The organism is Butyrivibrio sp. AD3002 (assembly GCF_000420905.1).
Lineage (GTDB): Bacteria > Bacillota > Clostridia > Lachnospirales > Lachnospiraceae > Butyrivibrio.
The window spans coordinates 1-21,360 of the sequence record NZ_ATVV01000031.1 but is presented as its reverse complement, the minus strand read 5'-3'; the positions used below and the strand labels follow the sequence as shown (position 1 = coordinate 21,360).

The 21,360-nt window shown below is 45.3% G+C and carries 17 protein-coding genes; all 17 read left to right on the top strand.

The features are described 5' to 3' along the window. The first annotated feature begins 47 nt into the window (after positions 1–47). A complete protein-coding gene (purD, locus tag G596_RS0117120) occupies positions 48–1,322 on the top strand; it encodes a phosphoribosylamine--glycine ligase (RefSeq protein ID WP_022763046.1) in 1,275 nt (424 codons plus the stop codon). A 415-nt stretch (positions 1,323–1,737) separates the two neighbouring features. After that, complete coding sequence (locus tag G596_RS0117115) at positions 1,738–3,120, top strand: SH3 domain-containing protein (RefSeq protein WP_022763045.1); 1,383 nt, start codon at positions 1,738–1,740, stop codon at positions 3,118–3,120. A 146-nt stretch (positions 3,121–3,266) separates the two neighbouring features. Next, entirely contained in the window at positions 3,267–3,635 is a 369-nt protein-coding gene (locus G596_RS0117110; protein ID WP_022763044.1) for a GntR family transcriptional regulator, read from the top strand. Between the two features lie 104 nt (positions 3,636–3,739). Beyond that, positions 3,740–6,301 carry an ATP-dependent Clp protease ATP-binding subunit gene (locus G596_RS0117105; protein WP_022763043.1) on the top strand — a complete coding sequence of 854 codons (2,562 nt, stop codon included), beginning with the start codon at positions 3,740–3,742 and terminating at the stop codon, positions 6,299–6,301. A 138-nt stretch (positions 6,302–6,439) separates the two neighbouring features. After that, on the top strand, positions 6,440–6,847 hold the full coding sequence (locus G596_RS0117100; RefSeq protein WP_022763042.1) for a hypothetical protein: 408 nt from the start codon (positions 6,440–6,442) through the stop codon (positions 6,845–6,847). A gap of 123 nt (positions 6,848–6,970) precedes the next feature. Beyond that, the gene (locus tag G596_RS0117090; RefSeq protein ID WP_022763040.1) at positions 6,971–7,426 is read left to right on the top strand and encodes a DUF2752 domain-containing protein; all 456 of its coding nucleotides are present in this window, start codon (positions 6,971–6,973) and stop codon (positions 7,424–7,426) included. 38 nt (positions 7,427–7,464) lie between these two features. Then, the gene (radA, locus tag G596_RS0117085; RefSeq protein WP_022763039.1) at positions 7,465–8,856 is read left to right on the top strand and encodes a DNA repair protein RadA; all 1,392 of its coding nucleotides are present in this window, start codon (positions 7,465–7,467) and stop codon (positions 8,854–8,856) included. A 159-nt stretch (positions 8,857–9,015) separates the two neighbouring features. After that, positions 9,016–10,212 (top strand): ABC transporter substrate-binding protein, encoded by a 1,197-nt coding sequence (locus tag G596_RS0117080; RefSeq protein WP_026671404.1) that lies wholly within the window; start codon positions 9,016–9,018, stop codon positions 10,210–10,212. A 110-nt stretch (positions 10,213–10,322) separates the two neighbouring features. Continuing rightward, positions 10,323–11,207, top strand: coding sequence for a branched-chain amino acid ABC transporter permease (locus tag G596_RS0117075; RefSeq protein WP_022763037.1), 885 nt, complete (start codon positions 10,323–10,325; stop codon positions 11,205–11,207). Positions 11,208–11,212: 5 nt separating this feature from the next. After that, the gene (locus G596_RS0117070; protein ID WP_022763036.1) at positions 11,213–12,253 is read left to right on the top strand and encodes a branched-chain amino acid ABC transporter permease; all 1,041 of its coding nucleotides are present in this window, start codon (positions 11,213–11,215) and stop codon (positions 12,251–12,253) included. Between the two features lie 2 nt (positions 12,254–12,255). Then, positions 12,256–13,014: an ABC transporter ATP-binding protein gene (locus G596_RS0117065; protein WP_022763035.1), complete on the top strand. Its 759-nt coding sequence runs from the start codon at positions 12,256–12,258 to the stop codon at positions 13,012–13,014. Between the two features lie 122 nt (positions 13,015–13,136). Beyond that, on the top strand, positions 13,137–13,847 hold the full coding sequence (locus G596_RS0117060; protein WP_022763034.1) for an ABC transporter ATP-binding protein: 711 nt from the start codon (positions 13,137–13,139) through the stop codon (positions 13,845–13,847). 2 nt (positions 13,848–13,849) lie between these two features. Beyond that, on the top strand, positions 13,850–14,494 hold the full coding sequence (locus tag G596_RS0117055) for a cytidylate kinase-like family protein (protein WP_022763033.1): 645 nt from the start codon (positions 13,850–13,852) through the stop codon (positions 14,492–14,494). 67 nt (positions 14,495–14,561) lie between these two features. Then, on the top strand, positions 14,562–17,060 hold the full coding sequence (locus G596_RS0117050) for a glycoside hydrolase family 2 TIM barrel-domain containing protein (protein ID WP_022763032.1): 2,499 nt from the start codon (positions 14,562–14,564) through the stop codon (positions 17,058–17,060). Positions 17,061–17,223: 163 nt separating this feature from the next. After that, the gene (locus G596_RS0117045; RefSeq protein ID WP_022763031.1) at positions 17,224–18,837 is read left to right on the top strand and encodes a hypothetical protein; all 1,614 of its coding nucleotides are present in this window, start codon (positions 17,224–17,226) and stop codon (positions 18,835–18,837) included. Continuing rightward, on the top strand, positions 18,834–20,084 hold the full coding sequence (locus G596_RS0117040) for a hypothetical protein (protein ID WP_022763030.1): 1,251 nt from the start codon (positions 18,834–18,836) through the stop codon (positions 20,082–20,084). Before G596_RS0117045 ends, G596_RS0117040 begins: the two co-directional genes overlap by 4 nt. Positions 20,085–20,087: 3 nt before the next feature. After that, positions 20,088–20,711: a response regulator transcription factor gene (locus G596_RS0117035; RefSeq protein WP_022763029.1), complete on the top strand. Its 624-nt coding sequence runs from the start codon at positions 20,088–20,090 to the stop codon at positions 20,709–20,711. The last annotated feature ends 649 nt before the right edge of the window (positions 20,712–21,360 follow it).

The window sequence follows — 21,360 nt, the reverse complement described above, 5'->3', positions numbered from 1 at the left end:
GGGGGAAGGTGGCACGAAGTGCCGGATGAGGGTTATAGGAGGAGAATATGAATGTATTAATAGTTGGCGGAGGCGGCCGTGAGCACGCTATAGCTGAAGCAGTTTCAAGAAGTAAACACCTTGATAAACTCTACTGTGCACCCGGTAATGCCGGAATCGCAGAACTTGCTGAGTGTGTTTCCATTTCACCCATGGAGTTCGACAAACTTGTAAGATTTGCCAAGAACATGCAGATCGACCTTACTATAGTAGGAATGGACGATCCGCTTGTTGGCGGAATCGTTGATGCTTTCGAGGCAGAGGGCCTCAGAGTATTCGGACCCAGGAAAAATGCAGCAATTCTTGAAGGAAGCAAAGCTTTTTCCAAGGACCTTATGAAGAAATATGACATCCCCACAGCTGCTTACGAGACTTTTGATGATCCGGAAAAAGCGCTTGAGTATTTACAGAGCGCAAAGTTCCCCATCGTACTTAAGGCTGACGGTCTTGCACTCGGAAAGGGCGTTCTCATCTGTGAGACAAAAGAGGATGCAGAGGCCGGTGTTCGCGAGATCATGGAGACCAAGAAGTTCGGTGATGCCGGAAACCGTATGGTTATTGAGGAATTCATGACAGGACGTGAGGTTTCAGTCCTTTCATTTGTTGACGGTAAGACAATCAAACTTATGAGTTCTGCTCAGGATCACAAGAGGGCAGGAGATGGCGACACAGGTCTTAACACAGGCGGAATGGGCAACTTTTCACCCAGCCCCTTCTATACGGAGGAGGTTGATAAGTTCTGCAAGGAACACATCTACCAGAAAACTGTTGATGCCATGAGAGAAGAGGGCAGAGAGTTCAAGGGAGTTATTTTCTTCGGACTTATGCTCACCGAGGACGGCCCCAAGGTTCTCGAGTACAACGCAAGATTCGGTGATCCCGAGGCTCAGGTTGTGCTGCCGAGATTAGAGACTGATATGATTGAGGTTTGCGAGGCAGTTATCGATGGAACTCTCGATCAGCTTGATCTTAAGTTTGAGGACAAGGCAGCAGTTTGCGTGGTTCTTGCATCTGACGGCTACCCTGTAAGCTATGAGAAGGGTAAGGAGATCACAGGCCTTGAGAACTTCAAGGGCAAGGATGGTTACTACTGCTTCCATGCCGGAACGAAGTTCGATGAGAACAGCAAAATTGTGACAAACGGCGGACGAGTTCTCGGCATAACCGCTAAGGGAGACACTCTTGCCGAGGCCAGAAAGAAAGCCTACGAAGCAACCGAGTGGGTTAACTTCGATAACAAGTACATGCGCCACGACATCGGAAAAGCCATAGACGAGGCTTGATAGAATGGCCCGCCCGCGGTATAGGTGACGTAAATTTGCGTTTTCGTCTGCGGAGTGATTTGCGTAAAAAAATAAAAAGGATGTATGCTGACTCTCGCGTTGCTCGAGGCAATCAGCATGCATCCTTTTTATTTTTTTGCAAATCATCTTCCTCGTCCGAGAACTGCAAATTTACGTCAGCTATACCGCGGGCAGGCTAATCTACCAAGTCTTCCCCCTACGGGGGAAGGTGGCACGAAGTGCCGGATGAGGGGATTTAAATGAAACCAGCAAAATATTTCAAAAATATTACAAATAGGCTGTAAATGTAGTGGTTATGTGTTATAATGACACCAAATATTGAGTTTTTCGATATTTGAATTGAATAATTATGTGCAGATGTATAAGCTGCACTTGTTACCGGAGGTAGAAAAGTATGTTTAGGAATAGAATTGGAAATGTGATGATTAGTGCAGCTTCCGTTCTGACGGCAGGAGCATTGGCGCTTAGCATGCCGATATCAGCACTCGCTGCCACAGGAACCATAACCTCATCCAATGTTAAGGTCAGATCCGAGGCGAGTACGTCATCTTCACAGGTATCAAGTCTTGATTCGGGGGACAAGGTTGATATCGTTGATGAGACCACTGATTCTCAGGGATATGTATGGTACAGAATTTACATTAACGATACTGAATTCGGATATGTAAGAAGTGATCTGGTTTCCAAGGAAGGAGCAACACCGAGTACTGATGCTGCAACTTCAACAGCAGCTCAGCCTGAGACACAGGTTACAGCTGTAGATGCACAGACAGCTACAATTACAGTTGCAAGTGCAAATGTCAGAAGCGGAGCAGGTACAGGATACAGCTCAGTAGGAACAGTTAAGAACGGCGATGCAGTTACCGTAACCGGTGAGGCTACAGGAACTGACAATAATAAATGGTACCAGATACAGTTTGGAACCAGCGGAAGAACAGGTTTTGTTCGTTCAGACCTTCTTCAGATAGGTGCTCCGGCAGCAGCTGACGGAGGCGAGGCAGCTCCCGCAGATGGTGAGCAGCCGGCAGAGGGCGAAGCAGCACCTGAGGGTGCAGAAGCAGCTCCCGTAGAGGGAGAACAGCCTGCAGAACAGCCCGCAGCAGAGCCTGCAGTTGTAGGAAACGGCGAGTTTTCACTTGCATATAAGGATGATGGAACAGGCACCGAAGTTTGGTACCTTTATGATAATGTTGAAGGAACACAGGTTAAGCTTAGCGACCTTCTTGATTATGCTAAGGCAGGACAGCAGTCCAAGGCACTTGAGGCACAGGTTAAGAAGCTCAAGGGTGCCCTTATCGGTATGGCAATTGTAATTGCTATTCTGGTTCTCGGAGTTCTTCTTCTCATCTACAAGCTTCGTGATTACATGTACTACGAAGATGAAGAAGATGAGGGAACAGCTCAGAAGAAGCACAAGTATGACGATATTCCGTCCCAGAAACCCGCTAAGAAGTTCTTTGACAGAGGTGAAACAGATCGCGGCAGCAACGGCAGAACAGTAGCTGACAGCAAGAGAACAGTAAGCCCTTCAGCTCCCAGAAAGAGCGCACCTATGGGTTCCGCAGCTTCTCTTCTTACACCCGACAGACCGTCAGGAAGAACGGCTTCTGAAGTAAAACCGGAGCGTCCCGCACCTTCACGTGAGCGTGCAGAGCAACCCAAACCGGGACAGACCATCACACCTAATAATAAGGGTAGAGGCTCTCGTAACTTCCTTCTTGATGATGAGGATTTCGAGTTTGAATTCCTTGATCTGGATGATGATGACAAACCCTAAATACTTAACGAGGTACTAATTACACGAAGTATTCTTCTACCGCACGGCGCGCCGTGCGGTTTTTTTGGTTGTATTTAGGAAATTACTTCTATTGACTTTAAATTCCTCTTTGTTATACTAGACGTATCACAGAAAAGGAGGCGAAAATGGTAATCCAGATTGATTTTAACAGTGATGAAGCGATATATGTACAGCTGTGCAATCAGATTATTATGGGAATTGCCACGTCTCAGTTCAGGGAGGGTGAGCAGCTCCCCAGTGTGAGACAGCTTGCTGAGATGATTGGTATAAATATGCATACCGTCAATAAGGCGTATTCCATATTGCAGCAGGAGGGATTCGTCAAGATTGACAGAAGAAGAGGTGCCATCATTGCAATCGATTTGAACAAGCTTGAGGCACTGGATGAGGCGCATGACATGCTAAGCGTCGTTCTGGCGAGGGCCATGTGCAAGGGCGTCACCAGGAATGAGATTCACGAGCTCGTTGACAGCATCTACGAGCAGTATGAGTGATGAATATCTCATCAAACAATTCTAAGAAATAATACTTGAACAGGTTACCCACGGGGCATTTTTTCATAAGAGAACCCTGATACAGGTAACAGGAAGGAGTTTACTTGAATAAAGAATATACAGAGAAGGCCCAGGAAGCGCTTAAGCTCGCAAGGAAGACAGCGAGAACCTTAAAGCTCAACTATGTGGGTACCGAGCATCTTCTCATAGGACTTATAAAAACCGGAGGCTGTGTGGCTTCCAGAATCCTTATCGATAACGGCATCAATGAAGATAAGATGATGGACATCATAAGGGACCTGATCGTTGAGGGCGGCAATCTGACGCTTCTTGATAAGGAGGGCTTTTCACCCAGAGCCGAGAACGTTCTGGAGGAGGCCGAGAGACAGGCGGACAGATTCCATGCAGATAGAATCGGTACAGAGCACATCCTTCTCGCACTTATTAAGGAAGGCGAGAATGTTGCGGTGCGCCTTATCGGCACCATGAATGTGTCTATCCAGAAGATATATGCGGAGACGCTGGCAGCAATGGGTGAGGACGCCAATCTGGTAAAAGAAGACCTCGGAAGGAAAAACAATTCCAAGAAAAAGGCTTCAACCCTTGAACAGTACAGCCGCGACCTTACTGCACTCGCAGCTGATAACAAGCTTGATCCCATCATCGGAAGAAATAATGAGATTCAGCGTGTGATCCAGATACTCAGCCGCAGAACCAAGAATAATCCCTGCCTTATCGGTGAGCCCGGTGTAGGAAAAACGGCAGTGGTTGAGGGACTTGCCCAGAGAATTGTGGCAGGAGATGTTCCCTTTACAGTACAGAATAAGCGTCTTCTGACACTGGATCTTTCAGGAATGATTGCAGGTTCAAAGTACAGAGGAGAATTCGAGGAGAGAATCAAGAGAGTTATTCGCGAAGTTATCGATGACGGCAACATCATCCTTTTTGTTGACGAGATGCATACACTTATCGGTGCGGGCGGTGCTGAGGGTGCTATCGACGCATCCAATATCTTAAAGCCTTCACTTGCGAGAGGCGAGATCCAGATGATCGGTGCGACCACCATCACTGAGTACCGCAAGTATGTGGAGAAGGATGCCGCTCTTGAGAGACGTTTCCAGCCCGTAAACGTCGAGGAGCCCGACAGAGACGAATCTCTTGCAATCCTCAACGGAATTGTGGGCAAGTACGAAGAGCATCATCATGTGAAAATTACACCTGAAGCAATTCAGGCAGCGGTTGATCTCAGCAGCCGTTACATAAATGACAGAAACCTTCCGGATAAGGCCATCGACCTTATAGATGAGGCTTCTTCCGCAGTAAGGCTTCGCTTAACCGGAGCTCCTTCGGGCATCCGTGAGATGGAACAGCAGATTAGGGAGATGGATTCTGAGGTTGAGAATCTTCTGGCGAAAGAGGATTTCGCAGGTGCCGGAGAAGTGCATCGCAAACAGGAAGCCCTTATCAAGAAGTACAACCGTAAGAAGAACGCTGAGAATAAGAGAGAGAAGAATTCCGACTACATCGTTACCGAGAATGACATCGCGGAAGTTGTTGCTATGTGGACCAAGATTCCGGTTAAGAAGATTGCGGAGAAGGAATCCGAGAGACTCCTCAAGCTTGAGAAAATCCTTCACGAGAGAGTCATCGGCCAGGAGGACGCAGTTGTTGCGGTTTCCAAGGCAATCAGAAGAGGCAGGGTAGGCCTTCAGGATCCCAACAGACCTATAGGTTCTTTCCTTTTCCTGGGACCCACCGGTGTAGGTAAGACAGAGTTGTCAAAAGCTCTCGCTGAGGCGATGTTCGGCGACGAGAACGCTCTTATAAGAGTTGATATGTCGGAGTACATGGAAGGCCATTCCGTATCCAAGATGATCGGTTCACCTCCGGGATATGTGGGTTATGACGAGGGCGGCCAGCTTTCAGAGAAGGTCAGACGTCATCCCTATTCCGTAATCCTCTTTGATGAGATAGAAAAGGCGCACCCTGACATCTTCAATGTGCTGCTGCAGGTGCTTGACGACGGACATATAACTGACGCCAAGGGACGCAAGGTGAGCTTCAAGAATACGATCCTTATCATGACTTCAAACGTCGGAGCCCAGAGAATCGTTGAGCCAAAGAGACTTGGTTTCGACACCGCTTCCGATGAGAAGAAGGATTATGAAAACATGAAGAGCGGGGTTATGGAGGAGGTTAAACGACTTTTCAAACCCGAGTTCATAAACCGTATCGATGAGATCATGGTATTCCATCCTCTCAATGAGAAAGAAATGATGGAGATCGTTACCCTGCTTAGCAAGAATCTCTCCAAGAGATGCAAGGATCAGCTGGGCATCGACCTTGTGATGTCACAGTCTGTAAAGCAGTTCCTTGTAAAGAAGTATTCAGATGCCAAGATGGGTGCTAGACCTCTTAAGAGAGCTATTCAGTCCGTAATTGAGGACGCGATGGCAGAGGAGCTTTTGAAGGGCAAGATTAAGCGCGACAGCAAGGTTACGATCGGCCTTAAGGATGAAAAGGTAGTATTTACGCAGAAGGATGCGGAGAAGCCCGCTGCTAAGAAGGCTGCTGCAAAAAAGACTCCTGCAAAAAAGGCTCCCGCAAAGAAGACTACAGCCCGGAAAACTCCGGCTAAGAAAGCTGTCTCCAAGAAAACCAAATGATTCATAAATATTTAATATAATTATTGATTCGGATGCTTTATAATTATATCAGTAAAAACATTTTGTACTATTACAAAGGACGTCAGCAGTTCCTCAAATGCTGCTGATGACCGGAGTAATCAAAACAGGAGGTAGAAAATGGCTGTCGTAGAGCAGTTGCTGAGGACGGAAGCTGATGGAACCTTCAGCTTTGGTAATTATGAGTTGCCTGAGAAGAACAAGCTCGATAACTTCGAGTATGAGGGCAATATTTTAAAGGTTAAGACCTTCAAGGACATTACCAAGCTTGAGCAGAATGAGATGTTCCTATATGAATCAGTTCCGGGAACAACGGTTACACACTTCAAGGAAAAGGAGGACGGTGTTTCTTTTGAGGTTGAAGGACCGGGAGATGCACAGATAACAGTCGGACTGGAGGAGAATACTGATTACCACATTCTTGTGGACGGTAAAAATATCGGACCGATGCAAACAGGAGTAGGAGGCAAGCTGAGCTTCAGTGTTCCGCTTGGAAACGCTCCATCAAAAGTAGAAATTCATAAATAAAATATGAAAGAGGGCTGCGATGCAGCCCTCTTTATATATGATACAAGATTGGTGTAGAATGAAGACTATGATGCACTTCAAAAACTATGGAAAGCAAGGATATTTTATATGCCGGGAGAAAAAATGGCACTGATTCAAAATCGCATAAAAGAGGATATCCGGCATAATGGCCTTCCGATATTGGTAATTGTGTTTGCATGGTTTGCGGTTACTTTGATTTTTCATCGTTTCTGCCCCATGGTGATTGTGACAGGCTTTCCGTGCCCCGGGTGCGGGATGACGAGAGCACTTATCAGTTTCATCACGCTCCATCCGATAAGGGCGATGCAGTACAATCCTTCGTATCCGTTTTGGATCGTGGTGCTGATAATCGGAGCTTATCAGCGATATGTTAAGGGGAAGAGTTTTAACGCTCTTAAATATCCGCTGTTAATAGTAGCAACCATAACCATAGGTGTTTACATATGGAGACTTACGCACGTGTTTCCCAGCACTGAGCCGATGGTTTATACTCACCAGAATTTTTTGGCTTTTATCAGTCCTAAGTACGATAGTGCAGTAACATCTTTTTTTCAATAAAAAATACAAATATAAAAGAAAAGGTAATGAAATAAATTATGGCAACAAAGATAAAAACAGTATTCTTCTGTCAGAGCTGCGGTTATGAGTCCGCAAAATGGATGGGGCAGTGTCCCGGCTGTAAGGAGTGGAACAGCTTCGTGGAGGAGACGATAAAACCCTCGGTGACAGGAAAATCGTCCAAGAGAAACATTAGCGGTATTGCAGGAAGCGGCGAGGCGCAGAATAAGCCTATGAAGCTTTCGGAAATCACTCTTAATGAAGAGGACAGATTCGACACCCACATCGGTGAACTTAACAGAGTTCTCGGAGGAGGCCTGGTCAAGGGCTCCCTTACACTTGTGGGCGGCGATCCCGGAATCGGTAAATCAACCCTGCTTCTTCAGACAGCAAGGCTCCTTGCGGCTGACAAGAGAAAAGTTCTTTACATTTCGGGAGAGGAATCGCTCCAGCAGATTAAACTTCGTGCCAACAGAATTGGCGAGTTCACAGACGATATGACATTGCTGTGCGAAACAGATCTCGGAACGATCGAGGAGACCATCAGAAGGCAGAATCCGGATGTAGTCATTATCGACTCTATTCAGACGATGTTCAATGAAAACGTGAGCTCTGCTCCCGGCAGCGTATCCCAGGTAAGGGAGTCAACGGCTGTTCTTATGCGTATTGCCAAGCAGCTTGGGGTCTCGATTTTCATTGTTGGACATGTGACAAAGGAAGGAACCGTGGCAGGTCCCAGAGTCCTCGAGCACATGGTGGATACCGTGCTCTACTTCGAGGGTGACAGACATGCCTCATACAGAATATTAAGAGCTGTTAAAAATCGCTTTGGCTCCACAAACGAGATAGGTGTATTCGAGATGAGGCAGGAAGGACTTGCGGAAGTCGAGAATCCTTCGGAGTTCATGCTTGAAGGAAAGCCGGAAAATGCCAGCGGTTCAGTGGTTACCTGCTCCATCGAGGGAACAAGACCGATTCTTATAGAGATTCAGGCGCTGGTAAGTCACACCAATTTTAATTTCCCAAGACGCCAGGCGAACGGAACCGACTATAACAGAGTTAATCTCTTAATGGCAGTTCTTGAAAAGCGTGTAGGTCTGGAACTTTCCTCCTATGACTGTTATATAAACCTCGCAGGCGGAATGAAGCTCATAGAGCCGGCACTCGACCTTTCGATGTGTATGGCAATTGTATCGAGTTTCCGCAACAGACCTATTCCGGATGACGTGATTGCCTTCGGTGAAGTCGGACTCTCGGGAGAGGTGCGCTCTGTCAATATGCCTGACATCAGAGTGTCAGAGGCAGCAAGACTGGGCTTTAAGACCTGCCTTGTTCCAAAGTCCGCAGAGGCAAAACTTAAGAGTGCTTTCAAGGATATTAAGATCATCGGAGTTTCTTCAATTCAGGAAGCGGTTGGCATGATAAGGTGATTCGTAAATTGCTGTCGGCCCAAATGGTAGTTGACATAATTACTTTAATACTGTAAAGTTTTAACTAATTACATTGTATACATGTATAAGCAATTATAAATGTGCGTAACATAGTATATGTAACATTCGTAAAAACGAGGAGGACAAATTATGAAGAAGATGAAGAGTGTGATCAGTTTACTTGCAGCATCAGCACTTCTTGCAGGAACAATTGCAGGTTGCGGCGGCAATGCAGGCGGTAACACAGCATCTACAGGAGAGGGCACAGCTACTGAGAGTTCAGCAAGCGGAGCTACTTTTAAAATCGGTTCAATCGGACCTCTTACAGGTGGTGCTGCTGCATATGGTCTTGCTGTTGTTAATTCGGTAGAACTTGCAGTAAATGAGATCAATGCTAACGGTGGTATCAACGGATATCAGGTTGAGATGAAGGGTGAGGACGACGAGCTTAACGCAGAGAAGTCCGTAAACGCTTATAACACACTTAAGGACTGGGGGATGCAGTTCCTTGTTGGTTCAACAACAAGTGCTTGCTCACTCGCAGTTAGTGAGAACACACATGAGGACAATATGTTCCAGCTTACACCTTCAGCTTCAGCTGCTGACTGCGTAGCTTATGACAATGTTTTCCGTGTATGCTTCTCAGATCCTAACCAGGGTCTTGCTTCCGCACAGTACATCGGAAGCCACAAGCTTGCATCCAAGGTTGCTATCATCTACGACAGCTCAGATGTATATTCATCAGGTATTTATCAGACATTTGCACAGGAAGCTGTTAATCAGGGATTTGACGTAGTTTCTGCTGAGGCTTTCACAGCTGATTCCAAGACAGACTTCTCAGTTCAGCTTCAGAAGGCTAAGGACGCAGGCGCAGAGCTTCTGTTCCTTCCTATCTACTATACAGAGGCATCACTTATCCTTACACAGGCTAACACAATGGGATATGCTCCTATATTCTTCGGTGTAGACGGTATGGATGGTATCCTTACAGTTGAGAACTTCGATACATCACTTGCAGAAGGACTTATGCTTCTTACACCTTTCGCAGCTGATGCAACAGATGATCTCACAGTTAACTACGTTAAGAACTACAAGGAAAAATACGGCGAGACACCTAACCAGTTCGGAGCAGACGCTTACGATGCAGTTTACATCATTAAGCAGTGCCTTGAAGAGGCAGGTGCTACACCTGATATGAGTGTCAGCGATCTCTGCGAGGCTGTAAAGGGCAAGATTGTTACAATCACAGCTTCAGGTCTTACATCAGACACTATGACATGGGATGCAAGCGGCGAGCCCAACAAGGAGCCTAAGGCTGTTGTTATTAAGGACGGCGCTTACGTTACAGCAGAATAATAGTGTTATAAAAGATTATTTTTTGATATAATTTTCATATCGCGAGGTGGCGAGGAATGCTGTCAAAGGCATTCCTCGTTCCATATTTACAAATCTTTGTTGGAGGAAATATGAGCTTCTTGATCTATCTGATTAACGGACTTAGTCTGGGGAGTATCTATGCTATTATCGCCCTTGGCTACACTATGGTATACGGAATTGCCAAAATGCTGAATTTTGCACACGGTGATTTCATCATGGTGGGATGTTATGTCATTTTTACAATCTGTTCCACATTAAGTGGCAATACCGTCGTGGGACTTATCGCCGCAGTGATTCTGTGTACACTGCTCGGAATCACAACGGAGAAGGTGGCATACAAGCCCCTGAGAGGCGCAGCTTCTCCTCTGGCTGTTCTTATAACTGCAATTGGTGTCAGTTATTTTCTTGAAAATCTTGCTCTTCTTATTTTCGGAGCAGATATCAAATCGTTTTCATCGGTTGTTTCATGGCAGGGACTTTCCTTTGCAGGTGGTGATCTGAAAATCCAGGGAGTAACAATTATTACCATCCTTTCAAGTGTGGTAATCCTTATTGTGCTTCAGCTTTTCATCCACAAGACAAGAGAAGGACAGGCTATGCTTGCTGTTGCCGAGGACAAAGGCGCAGCTATGCTCATGGGAATAAATGTAAATAAAACCATTTCCCTTACCTTTGCAATAGGTTCAGCTCTTGCTGCTATCGCGGGAGCACTTCTTTGCTCAGCATATCCGTCGCTTTCACCTTACCTTGGTGCGATGCCCGGAATCAAAGCCTTCGTGGCAGCGGTATTCGGCGGAATCGGATCAATTCCAGGCGCAATGATCGGAGGACTGGTGCTCGGTATAGTTGAGATTCTCAGCAGAACCTACATCTCCTCACAGCTTTCGGATGCGATTGTTTTCGGAATCCTCATTGTAGTGCTGCTCGTTAAACCTACGGGATTATTAGGTAAAAAGATTCAGGAAAAGGTGTAACCGCCATGACAAAGAAAAAATTCAAAGACCAACTTATAACTTACGGAATCGTGATCGCGTTATATCTGATCATGGAGATACTTATGAAAACCGGCAACCTTTCAAGCCATTTGAAGGGACTACTCGTACCCATGACCTATTATGCGGTTATTGCCGTTGCGCTTAATCTCTGCGTCGGAATCCTTGGAGAACTCAGTATAGGCCACTGCGGATTTATGTGTATAGGTGCATTTGCGAGTGCTGTTTTCTCAAAACTGACTCAGAATACTCTGCCGGCAGCGCCGAGATTTTTCCTCGCATTTGTTGTGGGAATCGCATTTGCTGCGCTGTTCGGATTTTTAATAGGAATTCCCGTACTAAGACTTAAGGGAGACTACCTCGCCATCGTCACTCTGGCGTTTGGTGAGATTATCAAAAACGTTATAAATGCAATCTACTTCGGTGTTGATTCAAAGGGACCTCACATTTCACTGAATAATGTAATGGATCTCGGAATGGAGCCCGACGGACAGGTAATAATAAACGGAGCCATGGGAATCACAGGTACCCCCAGAGATGCGAACTTTACCATCGCAATTGTTGTACTTTTGCTTGCACTTTTCGTGGTACTTAACCTCATGAACTCGAGGGACGGACGTGCTATCATGGCAGTTCGTGACAACAGTATCGCGGCTGAATCCGCAGGCATCAATGTCACCAAGTATAAAATGCTTGCCTTCACAATTTCGGCTGCAATTGCAGGTGCTGCAGGCGTGCTCTTTTCACACAATATCACATCACTTACGGCGACCTCACAGTACTTTGGATATAATGCTTCCATCATGATCCTTGTGTATGTGGTGCTTGGCGGAATCGGAAATATCAGGGGCTCAGTCATTGCGGCTGCGATCCTGTACCTTCTTCCTGAGATGCTCAGAGGTCTTAATACCTACAGGATGCTTATCTACTCAATCGTGCTTATTGCAATGATGCTCTTTAACTGGGCACCCGCAGCGATAGAGTGGAGAGAAAAAGTAGCACACAAATTTATTAAAAGGAATGCGTAATTATGACATTACTTCAGGTTAACAATTTAAGTATTGCGTTTGGAGGACTTCGTGCCGTTGATGACTTTTCCCTTGAGATACAAAAGGGCGAGCTCTACGGACTCATCGGACCTAACGGTGCAGGAAAGACCACGGTATTCAACCTTCTTACAGGTGTTTACAAGCCGAACGAAGGCATTATCCGCCTCGACGGTGAGGACATCACAAGGAAAAATACCATCGAGATAAATCACGCCGGAATCGCAAGAACTTTTCAGAATATCAGACTGTTTCACCAGATGTCGGTGATCGACAACGTTAAGGTCGGACTGACCGAGCGCTTCAAGTACAGCACACTTGAGAGTGTCTTGCATCTCGGAAAATACAGAAAGCTTGAAAAAGAAATGGACGAGGAGGCTTTAAAGCTCCTCAAGGTGTTCGATCTAGATAAGGAGAGGGACGTCCTTGCAAGCAACCTCCCCTACGGTAAGCAGAGAAAGCTCGAGATCGCAAGAGCTATGGCAACATCACCGAAGCTCCTTCTTCTCGATGAACCCGCGGCAGGCATGAACCCTAACGAGACAGCAGAGCTCATGGAGACCATCGCCCTAGTCCGCAAGGAATTCGACATGACGATCCTGCTGATCGAGCATGATATGAAGCTCGTGTCCGGAATCTGTGAGAAGCTCACAGTACTCAACTTCGGCCGGGTATTAAAACAGGGCGAGACCAAGGAAGTTTTGCAGGATCCGGAAGTAATTAAGGCGTACCTTGGTGAATAACAGATAGAATACACTCTCTGCCTTCCCCCACTGGGGGAAGGTGGCACGAAGTAATACACTCTCTGCCTTCCCTCACTGGGGGAAGGTGGCACGAAGTGCCGGATGAGGGGTTAGGAGAACAAATGTCTTTACTTGATGTAAAAAATCTAAGCGTAAACTACGGCGTTATAAAGGCCCTCAAGGGCATCTCTTTTCATGTAGATAAGGGAGAAATCGTAGCTCTTATCGGTGCAAACGGCGCCGGAAAAACAACAACACTTCATACACTCTCGGGACTTCTTAAGCCCTCGGAGGGTGAGATAATCTATAAGGATAAAAATCTTGTGACAACACCGGGGCACAAAATCGTATCTCTTGGAATGGCGCAGGTACCCGAAGGCAGACGCGTTTTCGCGGATATGACCGTTTTACAGAATCTGAAAATGGGAGCTTATACCAGAAACGACGCCGCGGAATTCCAGTCAACCCTTGAAATGGTATTCAAGAGATTCCCGAGACTTGAGGAGAGGCAGAACCAGATATCGGGAACACTCTCAGGCGGTGAGCAGCAGATGCTTGCAATGGGTCGCGCACTCATGTCACATCCTGATATAATATTAATGGATGAACCTTCAATGGGACTTTCACCGATATTTGTAAATGAGATTTTCAGTATCATCGAGGACGTGAACAAGGATGGCGTTACCGTGCTCCTTGTTGAGCAGAACGCGAGAAAAGCACTTACCATCGCTGACAGAGCTTATGTCCTCGAGACAGGAAGCATCGTCAAGGAAGGTCCGGCAAGCGATCTTCTCAACGACGAAGCAATTAAGAAGGCATATCTGGGAGAGTAAACATGAAAAACATCGTCATCACTATTGCAAGACAGTACGGCAGCGGCGGACGCACCGTAGGAAAAATGCTCGCCGAAGAGCTTGGCATTCACTATTATGATAAGGAACTTTCCAAGGTTGCATCAGACATCAGCGGAATAAACGAAAGCTATTTTGTCGATGCCGACGAGAAAGTGAGAAACAACTGGAAGAACAAGATAGCGCTGGGGCCCAAGGTTTATGACGGAAAAGTAAAAAAGCCCGGCGATTATAATGTTGCCTCAGATGAGGACATTTTCAGCTATCAGGCAAATGCACTTAAGATGCTTGCCGTAATGAAAGAGCCCTGCGTAATCATCGGACGCTGTGCAGATTTTGTGTTGAAGGATTACGACAATGTCATGAGCGTATTTGTTCATGCTGATCAGGATTTCCTCATGCAGGAAGCAGGCAAGGTTCAGCCCCTCACGGGAAAGGACCTTGAAAAATATATTGCTCAGATTGATAAGGCAAGAGCAGACTACTATGAATATCATACAGGCCATGTCTGGACCGATGCTTTGAATTATGACCTCTGTCTCGACAGTGGTAAGCTTGGTTTTGAAAAGTGCGTTGAAGCTATCAAGGCCTACGCAAGAGTCAGATTTGGCGAGGACTGCTTTGACTGATAATTTAGGATAATTATATAAAGCAAGAAACCAGACATCGCATATTAAGCGGAGGTTGGGGGATAAAATGAAGAGCATATGCATCGATGACAGTTGGATTTTCAGAAGAAGCTTTATTGATTCACTTGGAATGCTGGAGGAGGACCCGGGTGAAATAGTTAATCTTCCTCATGATGGAATGATAGGAACACCGGTTTCACCGGATGCGCCTGCTAAGTCTGACAGCGGGTATTTCAAAGGCGGTCTCACAAATTATACTAAAAACATTTTTATTCCCAAGGAATGGGAAAAAGGCTGCGTAGGTCTTTCTTTTGACGGTGCAATGATGAATGTGACAGTTGATGTAAACGGGTGTAAGGTTGGCAGCCGGCACTATGGCTATGCTCCGTTTTATGTAGATCTTACGGATTACGTAACCTTTGGAGAGGAAAACCGGATAACGATAAACTGCAATACCAGTATGCATGTTAACTCACGCTGGTATACAGGATCAGGACTTTACAGAGGAGTTATGATCTGCTGCGGGCCCAGAGTGCATGTTGTTCAGAACGGAGTTTTTGTATACACGAAGGAAGTGAGTGAGGGAAACGCTTTTCTGGAGGCCAATGTGGAAGTTCAAAATTCCACGACAGAAAACAGTCTGGTTGAAGTTACTGTGTCAATTTGTGAAGAGGATACCGGTGCTGTAAAGACTACTACGAAACGCGTTATACAGATAAACCCCGGAAAAACAGAGAACGCCAGAATGGCAATGATTTTAAATAATCCAAAACTTTGGGATGCGGATAATCCGAATCTATACAGAGTAAAGACAAGTGTTAAGAGCCTTGGAGTATACCGTACACATTTCATTCCAAAGAAAAACGATGAGATTGATGAGGCTGAGACACTTTTTGGAGTTCGAACAATCACTGCGGATGCAATAAGAGGACTAAGGATTAACGGGAAGTCAGTAAAACTCAAAGGCGGCTGCCTTCATCATGACAATGGACTTCTTGGTGCTGTTTCTTTATATGAGACTGAAGCAAGAAAGATAAAAAAGCTCAAGGAATTAGGTTTCAATGCTGTACGAACTGCGCATAATCCGCCATCTGCAGCTCTGATAGAGGCTTGTGACAGACTTGGAATGTATGTATTCGATGAGGCCTTTGATGCGTGGGGAATGGCAAAGAGAGGTGGAGATTATAGTCAGTTCTTTGATACAGACTGGAAAAGGGATCTGACTGATTTTGTCCGAAGAGATAGAAATCATCCTGCTGTTATCCTATGGTCAACGGGAAATGAGATACCGGAGAGAGGGGGACTTGATAACGGCTATACACTTGCAACGCAGCTTGCGGAGACTATCAGAAGACTGGACGGATCAAGACCTGTAAGCAACGGAATTTGTTCCTTCTGGAGTGGCCTGGATGACAAACTTATGAAAAATCAGAGTCAGGAGCAGAATTCCGCAAATGGTCTTAATGACGGAAGCTGGGAGACGATGACGGAACCCTTCACCAACGGGCTTGATATAGTGGGATACAACTACATGGAGGATATCTATGAGCGCGATCATAAGATGTTTCCTGAAAGAGTAATACTGGGATCAGAGAATTTTCCTAAAGAAGTAGGCTTTAGATGGCCTCTTGTGGAAAAACTGCCCTACGTAATAGGAGAGTTCACGTGGACTGCATGGGATTATATCGGAGAAGCCGGAATAGGAAAGGCTGATTATATTGAAGCCGATGACGAGCGTGTAAAGACAGGTGGCTGGTATCTTATGCCTCCGAGCGGATCACCATATCCCTGGCGTCTTGCCAATGATGCCGATTTTGATATTACGGGACACATGCTGCCACAAGGTGCGTACAGAAGCATCGTCTGGGGAAGCGGGAAAACACATCTGTTTTCAATGCATCCTGATACTTATGGAAAGACTGAGATGATGACACTGTGGGGATTCCCGGCACTGGCTTCATGCTGGAATTATGCAGGATATGAAGATGAGCCGGTAAGACTTGCCGTATTCTCAAATGCGGATGAGGTTGAAGTATTCGTGAACGGCAAAACACTCGGAAGAAAGCCTGTATCTGTTGAACGTCCTATGCCGAATTGCGCATTCTTCAATACAACATATGAACCCGGAAAAGTGGAGGCAATAAGCTTCTTAGACGGAAAGGAAGTAAGCAGGGATGTTTTAACAACTACAGGAGAGCCTGACCGTATACGTCTTGTTCCCGAAAAGAAAGAGATGAAGGCTGACGGTCACGATCTTATTTATGTCGGAATAGAAATTGTTGATGGCGAAGGAAATATAATTCCCGATGCAGAAATTGCAATAGAAGCTAAACTGACGGATGATGCTGAGACCGAGCGAAATGAGGAGAGGCATGATATTGCAGTCCTTTCAGGGTTTGGCTCAGCAAATCCGGTAACCGAGGATAATTACACCGATGGAAGAACCGTAACATTCCGCGGCCGGGCGATGGCTATTATCCGCGCCGGATATGAAAAAGGCCAGGTAACGCTTGAAATCTCTGCGAATGAGCTTCCTTCGGTTGAAGAGCATTTTGATATAGCATGAAAAACAGTTTAATCACCCAATTACCACCATTTGGCGGTAGTAAGAAATAATAGATTCTTTTACAATGGTTATATATCATTCTATACTAAATATCGCAATTTTATCGACGAAGTATTAGTGATACAATATTGTGGAAGGCTATTATTGCCGGGGGAGGGTGTGATTGGACAGATTTGGGTTAACAAATAAAAAAGTGCTGGCTATCCTTTGCGGGATAGCTGTAGCGGCTTTTGTTTTCGATATCTATAAACCACTGTATCCATATGTTGATCATATTTCATCCATTTTGTACAGCATGCTGTTCATCGCCTGGGGACTGATGGTCAGGCGCAGAATCCTTAATGGTGCAATCAAAAAAAGACTTCTCTATGTCTGCGGCTTTATGGTCGTTCTTTTTGTTCTGCGCGTATCCAGATTTAATTTCTTTGATGATTGTCCTATTATAAGCACATATATCTGGTATGGTTACTATATTCCTATGACGGCAATTCCGCTCCTTGGCATGATGGCGGCACTGTACACTGAGCCTGTCAGAAGCATAAAGCGTGTCCGGATAGCTGAGCGGATATTAATGGTGGCAGAGGTCATGCTGGTGATATTTGTCATGACGAATTCTTTTCATAAGCAGGTATTCAGTTTCTACGGTGAGGAACCTATTGAATACAGCAGAAAATGGGGATATGTTCTTGTCTTTGCATGGATGGCAGTACTGGGTATAGGCTCACTTGTTGTTTTCATGAAAAGATGCAGCATTTCATCAGCCAGAAAATCCTGGTATATTCCTGCAATATGGCTTGTGATAGGAATGTCCCTGCTTGTTATTTATATTGTTGTAGGCGGTTCGCCGGTTCTTTTTGGACAAAAAATATATCATCTTCAGGAAGCATTCTGCTTCCCGTTTATCACGATTTTTGAAAGTGGAATTCAGATAGGCTTTATTCCCGCAAACACTGGGTATGAGCTTTTGTTTGATTACTCCGGAATAAATGCGGCTATCTGCGATGCTGACGGCAGGGCAATTTTGACTTCTAAAAACTGGAATCCCAATGAAAAGGACAAGGATCATAGAATAAAAAAGGAATTTATTTCGGGAGGATACATAAACTGGGTTGTAGACATGTCATCTATAAACAGGCTGAACGAAGAAATCTCGGAGGTAACCGAGGAGCTTGAGGAAGAGAATGACCTCATTCGTCAGGAGAATGAAGTTCGCGCCCAGCGTGTGAGATTTGAGACCAAGAACAGACTTTACAACAGTATAGCTAATGCTGTAAGGCCGCAGGCTGCACGTGTCTATGAGCTTTTGGAAAAGGACGAAAGCGGAACTGTTTCAAGGGCGAATTTGATTTATGCAACTTTCTTAAGTGCATTCATAAAGCGTATGGGAAATCTTATGCTTATATCTGATGAGAACCCTATTGTTTCAACTGCGGAGCTATGCCTGGCTATCAGGGAATCCATGGACTATATGGGGCTTAACGGTATTAGCTGCGAACTTATGGAATACATGGTGGAAGATATGCCATCTTCGTTTATAATATTTACATACGATCTTTTTGAGAAACTGATGGAAGATGCATGGGACAGCATTCATTCATGCATGGTCAGACTAGAGAAAAACGAACGCTTTGAGATTACCATAATCTTTGACTCGCCTGTATGCACTATTACTCAGGACTGGAAGAAGAGCGAGCTTACGGAGTTTGGAAGCAGGCTTTCTATCCGAAACGAAGATGATACTTTTTATGTGACTGTTTCAAAGGAGGTGGAAGTATGACCTTTGGAAATCTTTCGTTAGCCTCAAGAGGAATGATACTCACTGTAACGTATATTATTCTGATGACTTTTATCTATAATACGATAAGGTCTCTGTTTTTAAAGAGAAGCAGGATAAACATTATAGCTTCAATTGTGGCGACACTTATTACCAATCTGCTGTTACAGATTCTTGATATGCACCATATAGGTTTATATGTGATAAAGTTTGAGCTTCCGCTTCCGGTTCTTTTGGTTATTCAGATACTTCTTCTTTTCATTGCGGTAGCACAGCAGTATATAATAGGGAAATGGCAGGAGACACATATTTCTGCAATGTCGGTGAAGGAAGCTTTTGACATGCTTCCGACAGGCCTTTGTTATTACAACGATAATGATGGTATGCCGCTTATGGTAAATCAGACCATGCAGGACATAAGTGTGGATCTGTTCGGAAAAGGGGTTACCAATGGAAACGAGTTCTGCAACAGGCTAAATGAAACAGAAACTGCAATGGCTGTTTCTGAGGGGAAAGCTCCACTTGTAAGATGCTCGGATGGCAGAACCTATAGCATAAGGAAGCAGAAACTTTTCATAAAAAATAAGGAAATACCTGAGATAATTGCGGCCGATGTCAGCAGAGAATATGCTCTTACTCAGGAGCTTGAGGAGAGGCGAACAAAGGCAGCGCAGCTAAACACCAGACTTAAGGCTCTGCTTGGAACAATAGAATACCTGACCATGAGCCGTGAGCTTTTGCAGCTTAAGGTTGCGCTTCATGACAATATAGGTCAGAGCATTCTCATAGCAAGAAGGTACCTTGCTGAGCCGCAGAGCGTTGACAGGGATGAACTTCTTTACCTTTGGAAGGATAATATCAGGCATCTTTTGAACGAAGAACAGGAAGAATGGGAACTTCCTTATTATGTGATTTCCAAGGAGGCTGACAAACTCGGCATTAAACTGCAGATAGTAGGAGAACTGCCAAAGGAAACTAAGCTCATTCCGGTGGTTGATTCAGCAATATCAGCACATATTGGAAATACGTTAAAGCACGCGGACGGAAAACTTGCTACAATAAAGGTTAAGGAAACCGGCGGAAGTTATATCCTTACATTTCTAAATGATGGAAAGAAACCGGAGAAAGAGATTGAGGAAAAGGGTGGCCTAAGGAATCTCAGACATGATATTGAGAGCGTGGGCGGAAGTATGAAAATATACACATCACCCGAATTTTGCATGGAGATTATTTTGCCCAAGGAGGATTAGTCAGTGTCGTACGGGGTTGTGATTGCTGAAGATTTCAGGATGATCAGAGAGATATTCGAGAGCGCTGTGGATGGCATGGAAGGCTATGAGATGCGAGCTTCTTTTGCCACAGCCACAGAAGCACTTGATTTTCTTGAAGCGCATGACGCAGACCTTGTAATACTTGACGTACTGTTCCCCGGGAGTATGAGCGGGCTTGAGGCCGCAGAGAAGATAAAGAAAAAAAAGCCGGGCATTAAGATTATCATTGTGACGTCCATGCCGGAACTTTCTTACGAAAAGAGAGCTAAGGAGATCGGCGTCGAGAGCTTCTGGCAAAAGGAGGTTCAGGAACAGCCGATACGCGAGATAATGGAGCGCACGATGAAAGGCGAATCCGTCTATCCAAGCAAACATATGAAGGTCACGGTCGGAAACGCGCAGAGCACTGATTTTACTGAGAGAGAAACCGAGATTCTAAGAGAACTTGTGACCGGTGCCTCTAATAAGGAAATTGCCGAGAAGCTGTGTGTTGAAGCATCCACTGTAAAGATGCATATTTCAAATATGCTGCAGAAGACAGGCTATCACACAAGGCTTGAACTTGCGGTTAAAGCAAGAACACTGGGGCTTGTGATTAATGATTAGAGAGATTGGTGCTTGGGTATAGTGGTGTATGAGTGTAGGTCTGAGAAGGCGGACGCTATTGCTTGATTGCGTGAATGTGGTGTGTGCGTTGTCTGAGGTGTGCGGACGCCACCCTTGACAGCGCAAAAAATAACTGCTGTGGGTTTGTCACCGACGGCGAAGAACTCAGGAACAATAGGTTTTCCCGTCGATAGCAGCAGTGTAGCAGTTATTTTTCGTGCCATCAAGGGCAAAGCCGCTACGCGGTGGCTGGGTTATTACCTCCGGCTCTGAATCTAGGAACAATGTGGCGCGTGGGGAGGCTATTTGTGTATGTGGAGGCTTTTACGCATATGAAGGTTTTTCACGTATGTGGAGGTTTGTGGACCAAGATATTTGTACTTTGGTTGATATTTGGGTATGAATTTTTGTTTGTTGTACCAAGATAGAGTGGATATAGTGAATATCTGGGTATGAGATTGTGCTTGTGATGCCAAGATAGAAGAGATATAGCGGATATCTGGGCATGAGGGGTAGGCTTTTAATACCAAGATAGTTGATAAATGGAAGATATATGGGTATGGATTTTGGTTTGTTGGACCAAGATAGAGTAGATATTGTGAGTATCTGGGTATGAGATTTGGCTTGTAGTACCAAGATAGTTGAGATA